Here is a 17,398-nt window from a genome sequence, read left to right as displayed (position 1 = left end):
CCCCTACTCCGGCAACTGCACCTGGGGCTTGGTCGCCGCGAAGATCGCCCAGCTCGACACAAACAGCGCCGCGATCAACGGCCCGATCACGAAACCGTTGAGCCCGAACACCGCCAGCCCGCCCAGCGTCGACACCAGAATCAGGTAGTCCGGCATGCGCGTGTCCTTGCCCACCAAAATCGGCCGCAACAAATTGTCCACCAGGCCGATCACCAGCACGCCAAACGCGGTCAGGATCACCCCCGACAATATCGCCCCGGTCAACAGGAAATACGCCGCCACCGGTGCCCACACGATCCCTGCCCCTACCGCCGGCAGCAGCGACAGAAACGCCATCAGCACCGCCCACACCAGCGCACTCGGGATATCCAGCACCCAGAAGATGAAACCGCCCAATGCCCCCTGGGTAATGGCCACCAGCACGTTGCCTTTCACCGTCGCCCGCACCACACGGTTAAACTTCAACTGCAAACGGCGCTTCTGCTGCTCGGGCAGCGGCACTGCCAGACGCACCTGGCGGGCCACCTCCGCGCCTTCGCGCAGGAAGAAGAACAACAGGTACATCATGATGCCGAAGCTGATCACGAACTCAAACGTTCCCTGACCGAAGTTGAACGCCTGGCTGGCCAACACCTGGCTGCCCTGGGTGGCCCACTTGCTGATCTTGTCGCGCAGCCCGTCGAGGTTGCCCATGCCCATGCTGTCCAGGCCCTGCTGGGCAAACGCCGGCAGCATCTCCTTGCCGCGCTCGACATAACCGGCAATGTCCAGCTCCCCGTGCTCGATGCGCTGGTACAGGGCGGCTCCCTCCTGCACCAGCAGCGCGCTGGTGATGATCACCGGCAGGATCGCCACCAGCAGGCACACCAGCAAGGTGGTCGCTGCGGCCAGGTTGCGCCGGCGGCCGAAACGCAGCAGCAGGTGGCGCTGCAGCGGGGCGAACAGGATGCCGAGTATCACCGCCCAGAAGATCGCACCGTAGTACGGCAGCAGGATCCAGATGAAAGCTATGGTCACCAGCGCCAGCAGTACTGCCAGGGCTTTGTTCTGCAGGGCGGTCTGGTTCATTGCGGGTCCTCGCATGGCTTATGCGTTATTAGTGCACCGCACCTGGGCAAAAGTGCCGCCATTCCCTTGATGCAAATCAATACGCGCCGTGTCTGCCAACCCTAGCATCCGCGCCTTTCGCTCCGGTGCGCACATGACCCTTATCGCCAAGCCCGAACTGCTGGCCCCCGCCGGCACCCTCAAGACCATGCGCTACGCCTTCGCGTATGGCGCCGACGCGGTCTACGCCGGCCAGCCACGCTACAGCTTGCGGGTGCGCAACAACGAGTTCGACCATGCCAACCTGGCCCTGGGCATCCAGGAGGCGCATGCCTTGGGCAAGCGCTTCTACGTGGTGGTCAACATTGCCCCGCACAATGCCAAGCTCAAGACCTTCCTCAAGGACCTGGCACCAGTGATCGAGATGGCACCGGACGCGCTGATCATGTCCGACCCAGGCCTGATCATGCTGGTACGCCAGCACTTCCCGCAGATGCCGGTGCACCTGTCGGTGCAGGCCAACACGGTCAACTGGGCCAGCGTGCAGTTCTGGCAGCAACTGGGCCTGAGCCGGGTGATCCTGTCGCGCGAGCTGTCGCTCGAAGAGATCGAGGAAATCCGCCAGCAGGTGCCGGACATGGAGCTGGAGGTGTTCGTTCACGGTGCCCTGTGCATGGCCTACTCCGGCCGTTGCCTGCTGTCGGGCTACCTCAACAAGCGTGATGCCAATCAGGGCACCTGCACCAACGCCTGCCGCTGGAAGTATGACGCCACCCCGGCCACCGAGAACGCCAACGGCGACATCGTGCGCGAAGTGCAGCCGACCCTGGGCCTGGGCGCCCCCACCGAGCAGGTATTCCTGCTGCAGGAAAGCAACCGCCCCGGTACCGAAATGCCGGCGTTCGAAGACGAGCACGGCACCTACATCATGAATGCCAAGGATCTTCGCGCCATCCAGCACGTCGGGCGCCTGGCGGCCATGGGCGTGCACTCGCTGAAAATCGAAGGCCGCACCAAGTCGCACTTCTACTGCTCCCGTACCGTGCAGTCATACCGCCAGGCGATCGACGACGCGGTGGCCGGGCGGCCATTCGACCGCGCCCTGATGGACAACCTCGAATCCCTGGCCCAACGCGGTTACACCGAAGGCTTCCTGCGCCGCCACGTGCACGACGAATACCAGAACTACCAGCGCGGCAACTCGGTGTCCGAGCGCCAGCAGTTCGTTGGCGAACTGACCGGGGTGCGCGTCGACGGCCTGGCCGAGGTCAAGGTGAAAAACCGCTTCGCCGTGGGTGACCACCTGGAGCTGATGACCCCGCGCGGCAACTACCACTTCGACCTGCACCGCCTGTGCGACCGCCAGCAGCAGGCCATCGAGGTGGCTCCGGGTGACGGCCACGTGGTGTACCTGCCGATTCCGGAGCAGGTCACGCTCGACTACGCCTTGCTGATGCGCGACCTCGGCACCGACGAGGCGGCCAGCTGACAAACCTGTAATGTGCGCCTCAGGTACCTGACAGGTGCCAGCGGCGAACATCGTGCAAGCCGCTTACGCTATGCTGCTGAACTACCGCTGGAAGGAGTGCTTCACCATGCTGCGCAAACACTTGCTGACCCTGGGCCTGCTGGCCGTCACTGGCCTGGCCCAGGCCGCCGAGACCATCGACGTCTACCGCGACCCCAACTGCGGATGCTGCAAGGCCTGGATCAGCCACTTGCGCGACAACGGTTTCACCGTGAACGACCATGTCGAGCCGAACATGAGCGAGGTGAAGCAACGCCTGGGCGTGGCGCCACGCCTGGCGTCGTGCCATACCGGGATGATCGACGGCAAGTTCGTCGAAGGCCACGTGCCGGCCGAGCAGGTGCGCCTGCTGGCCAAGCGCAACGACCTCAAGGGCCTGGCCGTGCCGGGCATGCCCATGGGCTCGCCCGGCATGGAAATGGGTGACCACAAGGATGCCTACCAGGTCATCGGCGTGACCCAGGACGGCAAGGACACCGTGGTCGCCAACTACTGATGCTCAGCCTTTGGGCGCTGTTCCTCAGCGCCTTCGGTGCCGCCACCCTGCTACCGCTGCAATCGGAGGCCGTGCTGGTCGGCCTTTTGCTGCGCCAGCCCGAAGCCTGGACCACCCTGCTGCTGGTGGCTACCCTGGGCAATGTGCTGGGCTCGGTGCTCAACTGGGTGCTGGGGCGGGCCATCGAGCACCTGCGCGACAAGCGCTGGTTCCCGTTCAGCCCTGCCCAGCTAGAGCGCGCGCAACAGCGCTACCAGCGCTGGGGGCAATGGTCGCTGCTGCTCAGCTGGATGCCGGTGATCGGCGACCCGCTGACGCTGATCGCGGGCATCATGCGTGAGCCGTTCTGGCGCTTCCTGCTGCTGGTGACCCTGGCCAAGGCCGGCCGTTATGGGGTGCTGGCGATGATTACCCTGGGCTGGTTTCACGCCTGGTAACACCTTTCACGTTCCGCGTGGTCCACTGGCTGTTACAGTCGCCCCTTCCTACATGGCCCTACACGGAGTGCCCCCATGCTGCGCGCAACCGCCCTGGCCCTGGCCTGCCTCGCCGGCAGTTCGGCCATCGCTGCCGAATCGCCCACCTATGGCCCCCAGCTAGAGGGCTTCAGCTACCCGCATCCGCTCAAGCATTTCGACTTCAAGACCCAGGGCCAGGCCCTGCAGATGGGCTATATGGACGTACCCGCCCAGGGCCAGGCCAACGGCCACAGCGTGGTGCTGATGCACGGCAAGAACTTCTGCGCCGCCACCTGGGAAACCACCATCGATGCCCTGAGCAAGGCCGGCTACCGGGTCATCGCCCCCGACCAGGTCGGCTTCTGCAGCTCCAGCAAACCAGCCCATTACCAGTACAGCTTCCAGCAACTGGCGAGCAACACCCATGCCCTGCTCGAACAACTGGGCGTGAAGCAAAGCATCGTGCTTGGCCACTCCACCGGCGGCATGCTCGCCACCCGCTATGCGCTGATGTACCCGCAGCAGGTAGAGCGCCTGGCGATGGTCAACCCCATCGGGCTGGAAGACTGGAAAGCCCTGGGCGTGCCCTACCGCACGGTGGACCAGTGGTATGCGCGCGAACTCAAGCTGGATGCCGAAGGCGTGCGCGAGTATGAGCGCAAGACCTACTACGCCGGGCGCTGGAAGCCGGAGTACGAGCGCTGGGTGCAGATGCTGGTGGGCCTGAACAAGGGGCCAGGGCATGAAGCGGTGGCGTGGAACTCGGCGCTGATCTACGACATGATCTTCACCCAGCCGGTGTACCACGAATTCAAGGACCTGCAGATGCCCACCCTGCTGCTGATCGGTGACCAGGACACCACGGCCATCGGCAGTGATATCGCGCCGCCAGAGGTGAAAGCGAAGCTGGGCAAGTATGCAGAGCTGGGGCCGCAGGTGGCCAAGCTGATTCCCAAGGGTGAGCTGATTACCTTTGAAGGCATGGGGCATGCGCCGCAGATCGAGGAGCCGGTGCGGTTCAACCGTACGCTGGTGGAGTGGTTGGGCAAGTGAGCCAATAGGCGGGGGGCCGCTTTACGGCCCCCTACACTTTCCAGACCTGCTCCTCTGTCCAGCCCAGCTCGGCAAAGTCCACCGCCCGCAACCCTGCCTCTTCTTCACAGAAAAACTCATCCAGCTGCGGCGGCCTCACTGCCGTGTCACTGAGCATCGCATGCACCTGCCCACGGTGATGCACCTGGTGCTCGAACAGGTGCGCCAACAGCCGCAGCCGTTGCTCGCGCTGCACCCGCTCGGGGCGCACGATGCTTACATAGCGCCCCAGTTCACCGTCGCGCAGGCCGCGGCAATAGGCGATCAGCCGGTGGTCGGCCTGGGCCTGTTCGGCATGCAGGTCGGTGCAGGTGGCAAACGGCTGTTCCGGCTCGAAGAAGCGCTCGCCGTCGGCGTCGGGCTGCTCGCCACGCTGCTCGCACTCGAGCATGTGCAGGTAGAACCAGTCCACCGTCAGCAGGTGGTTGAGGGTGGCTTTGATCGAGGGGAAAAAGCTGCAGCGGGGTGCGACGAATTCGTCCTGGGTCAGTTGCAGGCAGGCCTTGTACAGGCGGTGGTTGGCCCAGCCATTGTTGTAGGCCTGGGTCAGCAGATGATGCGACAACGGCTCCATGGTTCGGCTCCTTTTCAGGCGAAGCGTTGCAGTTGCATCTCCCGTAGCCGGCTCAGGGTCCGTTGGTACGGGAACGCCAGATACCCTTGAGTGTAGAGCGCATCCAGCGGCACCTGTGCCTCCAGGTACAACGCCACCCGCCGGTCGTAGCATTCGTCGACCAGGGCAATGAAGCGGCGCACCGCGTCGTCCTTGGGCGACAGCGCCGGCAGCTCGCGGTCGCCCGCCACCACCCGCGCCGCAGCATCCTCGGTGCCCCGGGCAATGCGCCCGGCCCGCTGCTCCCCACCCAGCGTCGGAATGCCCGACACCAGAATGGCCGGGAACCGGTCGCACAGGGCCATGAACTCCATGGCTGCCAGCGGCTGCTCGCACAGGTCGGTGAAGCGGCACCAGATGGCCTGCGCGCTGCGCCGCACCACCTGCACCTGCCGGGAGCCGATCGCCAAGGGCTGGTCTTGGCCTGCATCGCCGGGGCTGAGCTGGCGGAACACCTCGTCCAGCTGGCTGGCCTGCCCCGCTTGCGCCACCCAGTAACGCTGGCGCTCGGCGCCGGGGTGCAGGCGGTGGTCCTGCTCGCCGGCTACCGGCAGCACCTGCATGTGCCGCTGGATGGCGGCAATGGCCGGCAGGAAACGCTCGCGGTTGAAGCCGTCGCGGTACAGCTGCTCGGGTGGCTGGTTGGAGGTGGCGACGATCACCACGCCTTGGTCGAACAATACCTGGAACAGGCGGCCGAGGATGATCGCGTCACCGATGTCGTTGACGAACAGTTCGTCGAAGCACAGCACGCGAATCTGCCCGGCCAGTTCCCCGGCCAGCGCCAGCAGCGGGTCGGCAGTGCCGTTGAGCTGAAACAGGCGCTGGTGGACCCAGGCCATGAAGTGGTGGAAGTGCTGGCGCCGGCTGGGTACCCGCAGGCAGCGGTGAAACTGGTCCATCAGCCAGGTCTTGCCCCGGCCGACCGGGCCCCACAGGTAGATACCCTGGGTTGGGCGGCCCTGTTCGAGGGCCTGGAAGCAGACCTGCAAGGCCTCGACAGCGCAGGCCTGGGCAGGGTCGGCGACATAGCCCTGGGTGGTCAGGGCCTGCTGGTAGAGGGAGTGGGGATCGATAGCCATGCGGCATTCTACACGGCTGACACACCGCGGACCTTGTGGGAACAACGGTATTACCCAAATTCAAAAGGCTGCGGCGATCCCTGTGGGAGCGGGCGTGCCCGCGAACACGGGCGAAGCCCGTGCCATCCACCGCGGCGCCTGCTTCGCGGCGGTTCGACGCCTCGACACGCCCGCTCCCACAGGGGCCGCGTACAACAGTGGTGATCAAGCGTCGCCCAGGCCTACCTTGAGCAGCGCGCCGTCCTTGTCATCGGTCAGCACATACAGGTAACCATCCGGCCCCACCCGCACATCGCGGATACGCGACTTCAACTCACCCAGCAAACGCTCTTCATGCACCACCTTGTCGCCATCCAGCTGCAGGCGGATCAGCTCCTGGGTGGCCAGCGCGCCAATGAACAGGTTGTGGTCCCAGGCCTTGAACGTGGGGCTGTCGTAGAAGGCCATGCCGCTGATACCCGGCGACTTCTCCCACACATGGTGCGGGTCGACCATACCCTGCACATGCTTGCCCTTGGCCTCGGGGATCGGCAGAAGCGAGTAGTTGATGCCGTGGGTCGCAACCGGCCAGCCGTAGTTCTTCCCGGGCTCGGGAATGTTGATCTCGTCGCCACCGCGCGGGCCGTGTTCGTGGGTCCACAGCTTGCCGGTCCACGGGTTGAGTGCGGCGCCTTGCTGGTTGCGGTGGCCGAACGACCAGATCTCCGGCCGTACGTTGTCCTTGCCGACGAAGGGGTTGTCCCTGGGCACTTCGCCGTCCGGCAAAATACGCACGATCTTGCCTTGCAGCTTGTCCAGGTCCTGGGCAGTCGGGCGCTGGTTGTTCTCGCCGAGGGCGATGAACAGGTAACCGTCGCGGTCGAACACCAGGCGCGAGCCGAAGTGGTTGCCCTCCGACAGCTTGGGCTGCTGGCGGAAAATGACGTTGAAGTTTTCCAGCCGGGCGCGGTCCTGGGACAACTGGCCACGGCCGACCGCCGTGCCAGCCTTGCCGTCACTGCCCTCTTCGGCGTAGGACAGGTACACGGTACGGTCCTTGGCGAACTCCGGCGACAGCACCACATCCAGCAGGCCGCCCTGGCCCTCGGCCCAGACCTTGGGCACACCGCTGATCGGTGGGCCGACCTTGCCTTCGGCATTGACCACCCGCAAGTTGCCGGCGCGCTCGGTGACCAGCATGTCCTTGCCACCCGGCAGGAACGCCAAAGCCCAGGGGTTGCGCAGGCCGTCGGCCACTGTGCTGACGGTCAAGGTGCCTTCTTCACTGCGCAGCTGCTGTTCGGCCGCCGCCTGCGCCAGCAGGGGCAGGAGTGCGGCGGCGGTCAGGGTTACAAGCCAGGGTGCTCGAAGCATGCAGGATTCCTTTCGTAGGGCGCTCATGGCGCGCGCGGGTTGTCGCGAGGTGGTCGGGTGGGCTCCAGGCTCGGGGTTTGCTGCTGGCGGCGCAGGTTGTCGCCGTTGCCAATGCCGCGGTTGTCCAGGGTGGGCGTGCGCTGGTATGGGTCGGTGGATGGGCCGCGCACGGGAGGTGCGGCCGGCATGCTGCCCTGGCGGCTGTTGGGGTTGGCGCGCTGGATCGGGCTGTTATAGGGGTTGTTGTTGCCGGCGGCGAGTTGCACGGGCAGCTCCGGGGCTGCTTGCGCGGGCAACCACAGCACCAGGCCGAGGGCCAGGATGGGCAATGTCGGGGTCATGCTTCACCTCCTGTACGAGAATGCCGCGCCTGGTGGGTTTGATAGCCTAAGGCGCGAAGGGTTCGCGGCAAAAGTGTGAATGCGGGTGGAGATGATTCCTGATGTTTCAGTATGGGCCCTGGGGGCTGCTTTGCAGCCCATCGCGACACAAGGCCGCTCCTACAGGGGTATGCGATTACCTGTAGGAGCGGCCTTGTGTCGCGATGGGCTGCAAAGCGGCCCCAGGTTACTGGCCCTTGTCCACCTTGTGCCGCGCCGCATACAGGCACAGCATTTCCATCGCCAGGGTGGCCCCCGCCAGCGCGGTGATATCGGCATGGTCATAGGCTGGCGCCACCTCCACCAGGTCCATGCCCACCAGGTTGATGCCGCGCAGCCCGCCGAGGATCTCCAGCGCCTGCACCGTGCTCAGCCCGCCGCACACCGGTGTGCCGGTACCGGGCGCATAGGCCGGATCGAGGCAGTCGATATCGAAGGTCAGGTACACCGGCCGCTCGCCCACCCGCTGGCGAATCGCCGCGATCACCGCCTCGGTGCCCTGCCGATGCACCTGGCGGGCGTCGAGGATGGCAAAGCCCTGGCTGTCGTCATTGGTGGTGCGCAGGCCGATCTGCACCGAGCTGGCCGGGTCCACCAGGCCTTCGCGGGCCGCATGCCAGAACATGGTGCCGTGGTCGATGCGCTTGCCTTCCTCGTCCGGCCAGGTGTCGCTGTGCGCATCGAAGTGGATCAGCGCCAGCGGGCCATGGCGGCGGGCATGGGCCTTGAGCAGCGGGTAGCTGATGAAATGGTCGCCGCCCAGGGTGAGCATGGCGCAGCCTGCTTCCAGAATATGCGTGGCATGGGCCTCGATGCTGTCCGGTACCGACTGCGGGGTGCCGCTGTCGAAGGCGCAATCGCCATAGTCGATCACCGCCAGGTGGTCGAACGGGTCGAACGCCCACGGCCAGTGCCGGGCCCAGGCCTGCTGCACCGAGGCGGCGCGAATCGCCCGTGGGCCGAAGCGCGCACCGGGGCGGTTGCTGGTGGCAGTATCGAACGGCACACCGCTGACCACCACATCGACACCACGCAGGTCGCGGCTGTAACGGCGGCGGGAGAAACTGGTAATGCCTGCGTAGGTACTTTCCGCAGCGGTGCCATAAAGGCTGTCGCGGGTGATGGCCTGGTCGTTGTTTGCGGCTTGCTCCACGGTCGGGCTCCTTTGTCGTTATTGGTTACTGGCGGCTGCGGAACGCGGTCCACAGGCGGTTGCGCTGGCGCAGGTCGGCCAGGGCCATGCTGCGGTCGGCATACAGGCGCTGGCGTACTGCGGCCGACGGGTAGATGTCCGGGTCGTTGCGTACCGCTTCGTCCACCAACGGCGTGGCCGCCTGGTTGGCGTTGGCGAAGAACAGCGTGTTGGTCAGCGCGGCCACCGACTCGGGCTTGAGCATGAAGGCGATGAACGCCCGCGCGGCCTCGGGGTGCGGGGCGTCCTTGGGAATGACCAGGTTGTCCTGCCACACCAGCGTGCCTTCGCGGGGGATGCGGTAGATCAGCTCGAACGGTTTGCCGGCACGGCGCGCCTGGTCGGCGGCCATCGCCGCATCGCCGTTGTAGGTCAGCGCCAGGCACACGCTACCGTTTGCCAGGTCGCTGATCTGCCGGCCATTGGCGACGTAGCTGATCGACGGCTGCAGCTGGCTCAGCAGGTTCTGCGCGGCGGCCAGGTCGTCCTTGTCTTGGCTGTAAGGGTCCTTGCCCAGGTAGTTCAGGGCCACGCCGATCACCTCCTGGGGCGAGTCGGGCATGGCGATGCCGCAGTCCTTCAGCCGGCTGGCGTACTCAGGCTTGAACAGCAGGTCGAGGCTGTCCAGCGGCACATCCCCCAGGCGTTGGCGCACAGCCTCCACATTCACCCCCAGGCCCAAGGTGCCCCAGGTGTAGGGCACGGCATGGCGGTTGCCGGGGTCGGCCTCGGCGAGCTTGGCCAGCAGGTCCTTGTCGAGGTTGGCATAGCCGGGCATGGCCTGGGGGTCGAGCGGCTGCAGGGCGTTGGCCTTGAGCGCCCGGGCCAGCACCGCCGACGACGGCACCACCACGTCATAGCCGCTGCCACCGGTCAGCAGCTTGGTTTCCAGCACTTCGGTGGTATCGAAGGTGTCGTAGCGCACCTTGTAGCCGGTTTCCTGCTCGAAGCGCTGGAGAGTTTGCGGGGCGACATAGTCGGCCCAGCTGTAGAGGTTGACGACCTTTTCTTCGGCCTGCAGCGGCAAGGCCAGGACCAGGGACAGCAGGCACAACGATCGACGCATGGCGGACACCTCGGCAAATGGGTGGATGCCGCGAGCATGCCAGCCGGGTTACATTGCTGAAATGGCAAGTTTGCAAAGCTGACATTCATCAGGAGCAATGTAATGCTCGGACAAGTGCATGACCCCGACCTGCACCTGCTGCGGCTGTTCGTCACTGTAGTCGAGGCCGGTGGCTTCAGCGCCGCGCAAGGGGTGCTGGGCCTGAGCCAGCCCACCATCAGTCAGCGCATGGCGCAGCTGGAAGCGCGGCTGGGTTACCGCCTGTGCAGTCGCGGCAAGGGCGGTTTTCACCTGACGGAGAAAGGCACGTTGTTGCTGGACGCCGCCCGTGGCTTGTTGCTGAACATCGAACAGTTTCGCCAGCAGGCCAATGGCGTTGCCGGGCGGCTGCTGGGGACCGTGCGCCTAGGCATGGCGGAGAACCAGGACAAGGCGGTGAGCCTGAAGCTGGCGGCGGCCATTGCCGCGTTTCGCAGGCGCGAGGAGGCGGTGCAGCTGGAGCTGATCAGTGCGCCGCCGGCGGAGCTGGAGCGGTTGTTGCTGGAGCAGCGGTTGGATTACGCCATCAGCTACTTTTCCGGCAACCAGGCAGCCTTCGATTACCAGCCGCTGTTCGAGGAACGGCAACGGCTGTATTGCGGCAAGGGCCATGTGCTGTTCGGTGAGGCTGGCGTTGGGCGGGAGCGGTTGTCGGCGATGGACCAGGTGCGCCATCCGTACCGGTTTTTAAAGGGCGGCGAGCCGTTCCAGAGCCAGCGCAGCATGGCGGTGGCGGAGCAGATCGAGAGCGTGCTGACGTTCATTCTGTCGGGGCGGCATATTGGTTATCTGCCGTGCCACTGCGCGCAAGCGTGGGAGGCTGAGGGGCTGCTGTGGGCGCTGAACCCTGGGCTGGACTTCGTGGTGCCGTTTACCCTGGCCAGGCACCGGGCGCAGGTGGTTGGCGAGGCACAGCAGGCGTTTGCGCAGGATTTACTGGCGGCGTTTGCCTGACCGGGCCTCTTCGCGGGTAAACCCGCTCCCACAGGGACCGCGACTTCCTCAGGCATGTGCGGTCTCTGTAGGAGCGGCCTTGTGCCGCGAAAGGGCCGCAAAGCGGCCCCGGCAATATGTGCTGCAAAGCTGAAATCCTGGGGGCGCTTCGCACCCCTTTCGCGACACAAGGCCGCTCCCACAGAACCGCGCAGGCTCAGTAAGCCATGCTCCAGGTCAGGGTGTAGGTACGCCCGCGCCCCTGGTAGTCATACAGGTACGCCGGCCCGTAGGTCGGCGAGTAGAACAGCGTCGCACGCTGCCCCCAGACCGTGCTGTACTGCTTGTCCAGCAGGTTCTGGATGCCGGCGCTGAAAGTACCGAAGCCGGTGTCCTGGCTGCCCAGCAGGTCGAAGGTGGTGTAGCCGTCGATCTCGTGGTCGGCATCGTCCTTCAGGCTGAAGGCATGGTTGGCCTGCAGCCGTGCACTGCGGCCATCGCCCTTCCAGCCGACGAACGCGGTAGCCTTCGACAACGAGGCATAGCGGGCATCGCGCTTGATCCAGCCGCCATCAGCATCTTCTTCCTCGGAGCGGGTCAGGTGCAGGGTGCCACCAGCTTCCCAGCCGGTCTGGAAGTGCCGGGTCAGTGCGCCTTCGAAACCGAAGTCACGGCTCTTCTGATCTTCCACATTGATGGTCAGCGTCTGCGAGTCGACGTTGATGATCTTGTCCGACCAGATGTAGTACAGCGCCGCCTGGGCATCCCAGTCCAGGTCGGCATAGCGCCAGCCCAGTTCCACCTGGCGGCTCTTGATGCCGGCCAGCGGGTTGTCGGCCACGCTCAGCCCGGGCTTGCCGTAGTACTTGGCCGGATCGGGCAGGTCGAAGCCTTCGCCGTAGTTGGTCCATACCTGGTGGCCATTCTTGAAGTCGTAGATGGCACCGACGTTGAACAGGTTGACCTGGTAATCGTTGCTGCCGCCCGGCACACCCTTGAAGTCGCTGACGTCCACATCCATCTGCTGGCGCCTGGCGCCGCCGGACAGGGTCAGGTTATCGGTGGCATGCCAGTCCAGCTGGGCGTATACCGACACGCCATCGACCCGGTAGCTGGGGTAGCGTGCGGCCTTGCTGTCCTTTTCCAGCTCCAGGCCACCCGACTCGGACGAAGTCTGGGCGTTGAAGGTGGTCTGCTCGGCGTTGAAGCGCTCGCGGTCCAGGTCGACGCCGTAGGTCAGCTTCAGCGCGTCCCACTGCTTGGCGAACAGGCCCTTGAGGCTGGTGACTTCGAAGTTCTGCTGCGAGGCGGCAAAGTACACCCCGCGCGAACCGGTGGGCGTGGCGCGGTTGTAGTACGGGAACGGGTAGAAGTTGTCGTCTTCCTTGCGGTACGAGGCCTGCAGGTAGAAGTCCTGGCCCAGCACGTCGGTGTGGTGGTAGTTGGCGTTCAGCAGCAGGCGCCGGGTGCGTGGCTCCAGGTCCGACGAGTAGCCACTGCGCAGTTCGGCATCTTCCAGGTCGGATGGGGCGTTGTAGTTCAGGTTGGGGAAGTAGATGCCGGTACTGCCGTGGTTGCCCGAGTCATAGTACTGGGCCAACAGGTCCAGGCTCTGCTGGTCGTTCAGCTGCATCCCCAAGGTGCCGAGTACGTCGATGGTGCGGTTGTACTGCAGGTCGGTCTGGGTGTTGTCGATGAAGATCTGGTCGCCGGCGCCATCGTAGAAGGCTTCGTTCTGCTCGCCGGAAACCCCCAGCCGGGCGTTGAACCGCTCGTTGCCGCCACTGATCGACTGGGCGAAGCGGGTGGCCAGGTCGTCGCTGTTGTTGAAGCCGCTGCTGGCACCGAGCTGGGTCTCGAAGCGCGCCGGGCCGGGTTCGCCCTTCTTGGTCACGATGTTGATGATGCCGCCGGTGGCGCCGCCACCGTAGATGGCGCTGGCGCCAGACAGCACTTCGACGCGTTCGACGTTGAACGGCGAAATGCTGTCGAACTGGCGTGACAGGCCGCGCGAGCTGTTCTGGCTGACCCCGTCGATCATCACCAGCACGTTGCGCCCGCGCATGTTCTGGCCGTAGTTGGTACGCCCTTCCGGCGCCAGGTCGAGGCCTGGCACCAGCTTGCCGATGGCTTCCTTCAGGCTGACGCCGCTGTCGATCTGCTCGCGCAGCTGCTGCTGGTCGACCACCCACACGGTGCCGGGGATTTCGCTGATCGCGGTGCTGGTGCGCGAGGCCACGCTGACCTCGATCGGCTTGAGGTTGACCGCCTGCGGCGCGGGGTCGACCTTGCGCAGGGTTACCGTGCGGGCATCGCTGAATTGCCAGCTCATGCCGCTGCCGGCCAGCAACTGCTGCAGGGCCTGCTCGATGCTGTAGCTGCCTTGCAAGGCCGGGCTGGCCTGGCCGGCGACATCGCCGGTGGTGTACAGCAGGTGCAGGCCGGCCTGGTCGGCGAACGAGGTCAGGGCCTGATCCAGCGGCTGGGCCGGCAGGTCGAGCTGGACCTGGCGGGCCTGGGTCTGCGCCTGTTCGGTGGCGGGCGAGGCAAACGCCTGCAGCGGACCGACCAGCATGGCCAGGGCACTGCAAGACATCAGGGCATGGTGAAGCGGACCGCGGCGGCGGTGCAAAGGCTTGAGCATCAGAGGCACGAATGAGCTTCCTGACAAGTCGTAAATGAGAATTGGTTGCTGATCAGTCCCACTACGACGATCTGGCTGGCAGGAACTTGCAGTGCAAGATAAAAAAATTTTCTTGTGCCGGCCTTTTCGCGGCTGAAGCCGCTCCCACAGGAATCTCCACAGACTTCCAGACCTGTGCAGTATCTGTGGGAGCGGCTTCAGCCGCGAAGAGGCCGGCACAGGCGAATCAATGAACCACGGCCAACCACGGCAGGTAGGTCACCTTCAGCCCATAGCGCTGCTCGAGGGTGCGCAACAGGGCCTCAGGTTCATCGAGGTCGAATACCCCGCTCACCTCCATCGCCGCCAGCTTGCCATCCGACAGCACGATCCGCCCATGCCGATAACGCTCCAGCTCCGCCAGCACCTGCCCCAGCGGCTTGCCGTTGAAGATCAGCTTGCCGCGCTGCCAGGCCAACTGCGTGCCGGCATCGGCCGTTATTGCCAGTTCATGCGCGCCAACCTTGGCTTCGCCACGAGCCAATACCACGCTGCCATCGCGACGCACGCTGAAGATGGCCGCGCTCCCCTGCACCCGCTCACCAGCCGTATCGACCACAAAGGGCCGTGAATCATCGGTGGTCTCGAACAAGGCCTCACCAGCCTCCAACACCACCCGCCGCTCATCGTCGCTGAACACCACGCTCAGGGCACTGGCACTGTTCAGCGTCACCCGGGTGCCATCGGCCAGGGTGATCACCTGTCGCTCGCCGACCCCGGTGTGGTAATCCGCCAGCAGCACCGGCGCCTGCTGCCAACCCGCCACAGCAACGGCCAACACCAGTGCAGCCGCCACCCCAGCCTTTTTCAGCCAGTTACGGCAATGGCGCAAGGCCTGGCCGATGTATTTTGCCACCATGCTCTCGGAAACCCCCAGGCGCTGCGCGATCTGCGCCTGGGTCAGGCCGTCGACGCGGTTGAGCAACAGCGCCTGGCGGGCATTGTCGGACAGCTGCAGCAGCGCCTGGTCGAGGATCTGCAGGCGCTCCCGGGCCAGCAAGGCCGCCTCGGGGGCCGGTGCCGGGCAGGCGACCTCACCTGCCCGCTCGCTGTCGTCGTGGCTGGCGGCAATGCGCTGCTCGCGGCGCAAGGCATCGATCGCCAGGTTGCCGGCGACGCGGAAGATGAAACTGCGCGCGTGTAACACCGGCACCGCCTGCTGGTCGATGCTCACCAGCCTGAGGTAGGTTTCCTGCGCGACGTCGGCAGCGCGCTGGCGGTCGCTCATGCGCCGGGTCAGGAACTGCAGCAGGTCGTCGTAGTGCTCCTGGAAACTTGCCAGCAAGCCCGGCGCGGGAGAGGTCAGCATGGGTTTGGGAACGGCCAGTAGGAGAAGTTATCGGGCGTTAATGAGAAACAGTATCTTTCATCTGGAAGGAGACTTTCAACGCCGACGCGTATTTGCCACACTGCCCATTCGCCCAATCTTGCAAGGTCGCTCCCCATGGCTGCCCGTCTGCACCGCTACGCCCGCCTGTTTCTGGTCCTGCTGCTGGCCTTCGGCCTGGGAGGCTGTGCGCTGTTCCAGGCACGCGACCCGGTCAATATCAGCGTGATCGGTATCGAGCCGCTGCCCGGGCAGGAGCTGGAACTGCGCATGGCGGTGAAGATGCGGGTACAAAACCCCAACGAGGCGCCGATCGACTACAACGGCATCGCCCTGAACCTGGAAGTGAACGGCCAGCCGCTGGCTGCCGGGGTCAGCGACCAGCAGGGGCACATCGGCCGTTATGGCGAAGCAGTGGTCGTGGTGCCGGTGAGCATCACGGCGTTTTCCTTCCTGCGCCAGGCCTATGGGCTGGGCCAGGCGGGCTCGTTGCAAGGCCTGCCCTATGTGCTGCGCGGCAAGCTGGCCGGCGGACTGCTGGGGACCGTGCGTTTTACCGACGAGGGCAAGCTGGACCTGCCCAAGGGCACTTACTGGTAAGCGCCTGGCAGAGTGAGATCAGCGGCTGGCGCTGGCTGCGGCCATCAGCTTGTTGACTTCGCTGCGCACCATGTTGGCATATTCGGGCGGCGACATGCCATCCAGCTCGGCACGCACCCACTCGGCCCATTTGCCTTTGCGCCGTGGTTTTTCGGCGATCAGCCGCGCCGCTTCGCCCTTGGCCTTGCCCAGGTTGTTCTGCCACAGTTCGAACAGCCGGGCCTTCTCTGCCTCGATCTGCGCCCGTTCCTCGAAGCTCATGTTGGCCAGATTGAAACTCATGAAGGTACCTGCAAGTTTGAAAATGGCCGCTATCTTACACCCAGGTATTGCAACAGCCCAAAGCCGCCGCAACTTTCCCGACGCGCCGGCATCCATTGTTCAAGCCACACCATCGACGAGGACGAGTTCATGGCCCGGAAAAAAGCCGCGCTGGCCGACAGCGATCAGATCAAGGACCAGGTATTCAGCGAACTGCAGGCGCTGATCGAAGAATCGGAAAGGCTGCTGAACGACAGCGCCGCCCTGGTGGGTGACGAGGCGGAAACCCTGCGCGCGCAGGTAAGCCTGAAGCTACGCCAGGCTCGCCATGCCGCCGACAAGGTGCGCAGCAAGGCGCAACCGGTGATGGACGCTACCCAGGACTACATCGGTGGCCACCCGTGGCAGACCGTGGCCATTTCCGCAGGCCTCGGGCTGGTGGTCGGCCTGCTGCTGGGCCGCCGCCACTGACACCTGGGCCGCCTGGCGCGAGTCAGGCGGCCTGCGCCATCGGGATACCGCTGTGGAAGCGCAGCTCCTGGTCCGGTGACTGAATCAGTTCCACCTCTGCTGCGCGCACCAGTTCCACCCGGCGGGCGATATCGGCCTCTTCACCGTAGTTGTGCGCCAGTTTCAGGTAACCCTGGTAGTGGCGCGCTTCGCTCTTCAGCAGGCCGTGGTAGAAGCGGCCCAGCTCCTCGTCCAGGTGCGGTACCAGCGCGGCAAAGCGCTCGCAGCTGCGCGCCTCGATGAACGCCCCCACCACCAGCGTATCCACCAGCTTGACCGGCTCGTGGGCGCGCACCAGCCGCCGCAGCCCCGACGCATAACGCCCCGCCGACACCGGGCGCAGCGGCACGCCACGACGCTTCATCAGGCGCAGCACCTGCTCGTGGTGCACCAGCTCCTCGCGGGCAAGGCGCGACATCATGTTGATCAGGTCGAGGTGGGTGTTGTACTTGGCGATCAGGCTCAGGGCGGTGCTGGCAGCCTTGAATTCGCAGTTCTTGTGGTCGATCAGCAGGGTTTCCTGGTCGGCGAGCGCCGCTTCGATCCAGGCGTCTGGTGTCGGGCAACCAAGAAAGGCGTCGATTTCGGGGATCAGGGACATGACGTGCAACCACACAGGACAGGCAGGGCCGGCGATTATACCGGCGGCGGCGGGCGGCGCCAGTGACTATGCTTGATGTACATCAAGCGCCAGCGGGGGAAGCGCCGACTATAGTCAGGCATTGGTCGCCACCTTTG

Annotated in this window: 18 protein-coding genes; 7 read left to right on the top strand and 11 right to left on the bottom strand. The window is 65.1% G+C overall.

The window, feature by feature from the left end; genetic code table 11:
- Positions 1-3 precede the first annotated feature (3 nt).
- A complete protein-coding gene (locus R9B85_RS21045; RefSeq protein WP_112253285.1) occupies positions 4-1,068 on the bottom strand; it encodes an AI-2E family transporter in 1,065 nt (354 codons plus the stop codon).
- Between the two features lie 133 nt (positions 1,069-1,201).
- On the opposite strand from R9B85_RS21045, the gene yegQ reads away from it, so the two are divergent.
- The 4 genes from yegQ (at position 1,202) to R9B85_RS21025 (ending at position 4,582) form a co-directional block, all read left to right on the top strand.
- The gene (gene yegQ, locus R9B85_RS21040) at positions 1,202-2,536 is read left to right on the top strand and encodes a tRNA 5-hydroxyuridine modification protein YegQ (protein ID WP_112253286.1); all 1,335 of its coding nucleotides are present in this window, start codon (positions 1,202-1,204) and stop codon (positions 2,534-2,536) included.
- 106 nt (positions 2,537-2,642) lie between these two features.
- Positions 2,643-3,071, top strand: a complete 429-nt coding sequence (locus R9B85_RS21035) for a DUF411 domain-containing protein (RefSeq protein WP_112253307.1) — start codon at positions 2,643-2,645, stop codon at positions 3,069-3,071.
- Positions 3,071-3,508 (top strand): YqaA family protein, encoded by a 438-nt coding sequence (locus tag R9B85_RS21030; protein ID WP_207878164.1) that lies wholly within the window; start codon positions 3,071-3,073, stop codon positions 3,506-3,508. The genes R9B85_RS21035 and R9B85_RS21030 overlap by 1 nt, the downstream gene beginning before the upstream one ends.
- Positions 3,509-3,583: 75 nt before the next feature.
- Positions 3,584-4,582, top strand: a complete 999-nt coding sequence (locus R9B85_RS21025; RefSeq protein ID WP_112253288.1) for an alpha/beta fold hydrolase — start codon at positions 3,584-3,586, stop codon at positions 4,580-4,582.
- Between the two features lie 31 nt (positions 4,583-4,613).
- On the opposite strand, the gene R9B85_RS21020 is transcribed toward R9B85_RS21025, so the two are convergent.
- The 6 genes from R9B85_RS21020 to R9B85_RS20995 form a co-directional block, all read right to left on the bottom strand.
- Positions 4,614-5,195, bottom strand: coding sequence for a DinB family protein (locus tag R9B85_RS21020; protein ID WP_133970941.1), 582 nt, complete (start codon positions 5,193-5,195; stop codon positions 4,614-4,616).
- Between the two features lie 14 nt (positions 5,196-5,209).
- On the bottom strand, positions 5,210-6,316 hold the full coding sequence (zapE, locus tag R9B85_RS21015) for a cell division protein ZapE (protein WP_375149569.1): 1,107 nt from the start codon (positions 6,314-6,316) through the stop codon (positions 5,210-5,212).
- Between the two features lie 204 nt (positions 6,317-6,520).
- The gene (locus tag R9B85_RS21010; RefSeq protein WP_112253291.1) at positions 6,521-7,669 is read right to left on the bottom strand and encodes a PQQ-dependent sugar dehydrogenase; all 1,149 of its coding nucleotides are present in this window, start codon (positions 7,667-7,669) and stop codon (positions 6,521-6,523) included.
- A gap of 23 nt (positions 7,670-7,692) precedes the next feature.
- Positions 7,693-8,010: a hypothetical protein gene (locus tag R9B85_RS21005; protein ID WP_207878168.1), complete on the bottom strand. Its 318-nt coding sequence runs from the start codon at positions 8,008-8,010 to the stop codon at positions 7,693-7,695.
- Between the two features lie 226 nt (positions 8,011-8,236).
- On the bottom strand, positions 8,237-9,202 hold the full coding sequence (speB, locus tag R9B85_RS21000) for an agmatinase (RefSeq protein ID WP_112253293.1): 966 nt from the start codon (positions 9,200-9,202) through the stop codon (positions 8,237-8,239).
- Positions 9,203-9,227: 25 nt separating this feature from the next.
- Positions 9,228-10,307: an extracellular solute-binding protein gene (locus R9B85_RS20995; RefSeq protein WP_112253294.1), complete on the bottom strand. Its 1,080-nt coding sequence runs from the start codon at positions 10,305-10,307 to the stop codon at positions 9,228-9,230.
- Between the two features lie 102 nt (positions 10,308-10,409).
- Here R9B85_RS20995 and R9B85_RS20990 point away from each other — a divergent pair, with 102 nt between their 5' ends.
- Complete coding sequence (locus R9B85_RS20990) at positions 10,410-11,300, top strand: LysR family transcriptional regulator (RefSeq protein ID WP_112253295.1); 891 nt, start codon at positions 10,410-10,412, stop codon at positions 11,298-11,300.
- 196 nt (positions 11,301-11,496) lie between these two features.
- On the opposite strand, the gene R9B85_RS20985 is transcribed toward R9B85_RS20990, so the two are convergent.
- Positions 11,497-13,923, bottom strand: coding sequence for a TonB-dependent receptor (locus tag R9B85_RS20985; protein ID WP_207878221.1), 2,427 nt, complete (start codon positions 13,921-13,923; stop codon positions 11,497-11,499).
- Between the two features lie 226 nt (positions 13,924-14,149).
- Positions 14,150-15,271 carry a sigma-70 family RNA polymerase sigma factor gene (locus R9B85_RS20980; protein ID WP_423770535.1) on the bottom strand — a complete coding sequence of 374 codons (1,122 nt, stop codon included), beginning with the start codon at positions 15,269-15,271 and terminating at the stop codon, positions 14,150-14,152.
- 135 nt (positions 15,272-15,406) lie between these two features.
- Between R9B85_RS20980 and R9B85_RS20975 the strand changes: the two genes are divergently transcribed.
- A complete protein-coding gene (locus R9B85_RS20975) occupies positions 15,407-15,889 on the top strand; it encodes an LEA type 2 family protein (protein WP_112253298.1) in 483 nt (160 codons plus the stop codon).
- An 18-nt stretch (positions 15,890-15,907) separates the two neighbouring features.
- Here the strand turns inward: R9B85_RS20975 and R9B85_RS20970 are convergent, their stop codons facing one another.
- Positions 15,908-16,171, bottom strand: coding sequence for a hypothetical protein (locus R9B85_RS20970; protein ID WP_003256287.1), 264 nt, complete (start codon positions 16,169-16,171; stop codon positions 15,908-15,910).
- A gap of 129 nt (positions 16,172-16,300) precedes the next feature.
- On the opposite strand from R9B85_RS20970, the gene R9B85_RS20965 reads away from it, so the two are divergent.
- The gene (locus tag R9B85_RS20965) at positions 16,301-16,621 is read left to right on the top strand and encodes a DUF883 family protein (RefSeq protein WP_112253299.1); all 321 of its coding nucleotides are present in this window, start codon (positions 16,301-16,303) and stop codon (positions 16,619-16,621) included.
- Positions 16,622-16,643: 22 nt separating this feature from the next.
- On the opposite strand, the gene R9B85_RS20960 is transcribed toward R9B85_RS20965, so the two are convergent.
- Positions 16,644-17,261: a tRNA-(ms[2]io[6]A)-hydroxylase gene (locus R9B85_RS20960; RefSeq protein ID WP_015269630.1), complete on the bottom strand. Its 618-nt coding sequence runs from the start codon at positions 17,259-17,261 to the stop codon at positions 16,644-16,646.
- Positions 17,262-17,398 lie beyond the last annotated feature (137 nt).

The sequence above is a fragment of the Pseudomonas sp. NLJ1 genome, assembly GCF_049486705.1.
Classification (GTDB): domain Bacteria; phylum Pseudomonadota; class Gammaproteobacteria; order Pseudomonadales; family Pseudomonadaceae; genus Aquipseudomonas; species Aquipseudomonas inefficax.
Note: the sequence above shows the minus strand (reverse complement) of the source record. Positions and strands in the feature narration are given on the sequence as shown.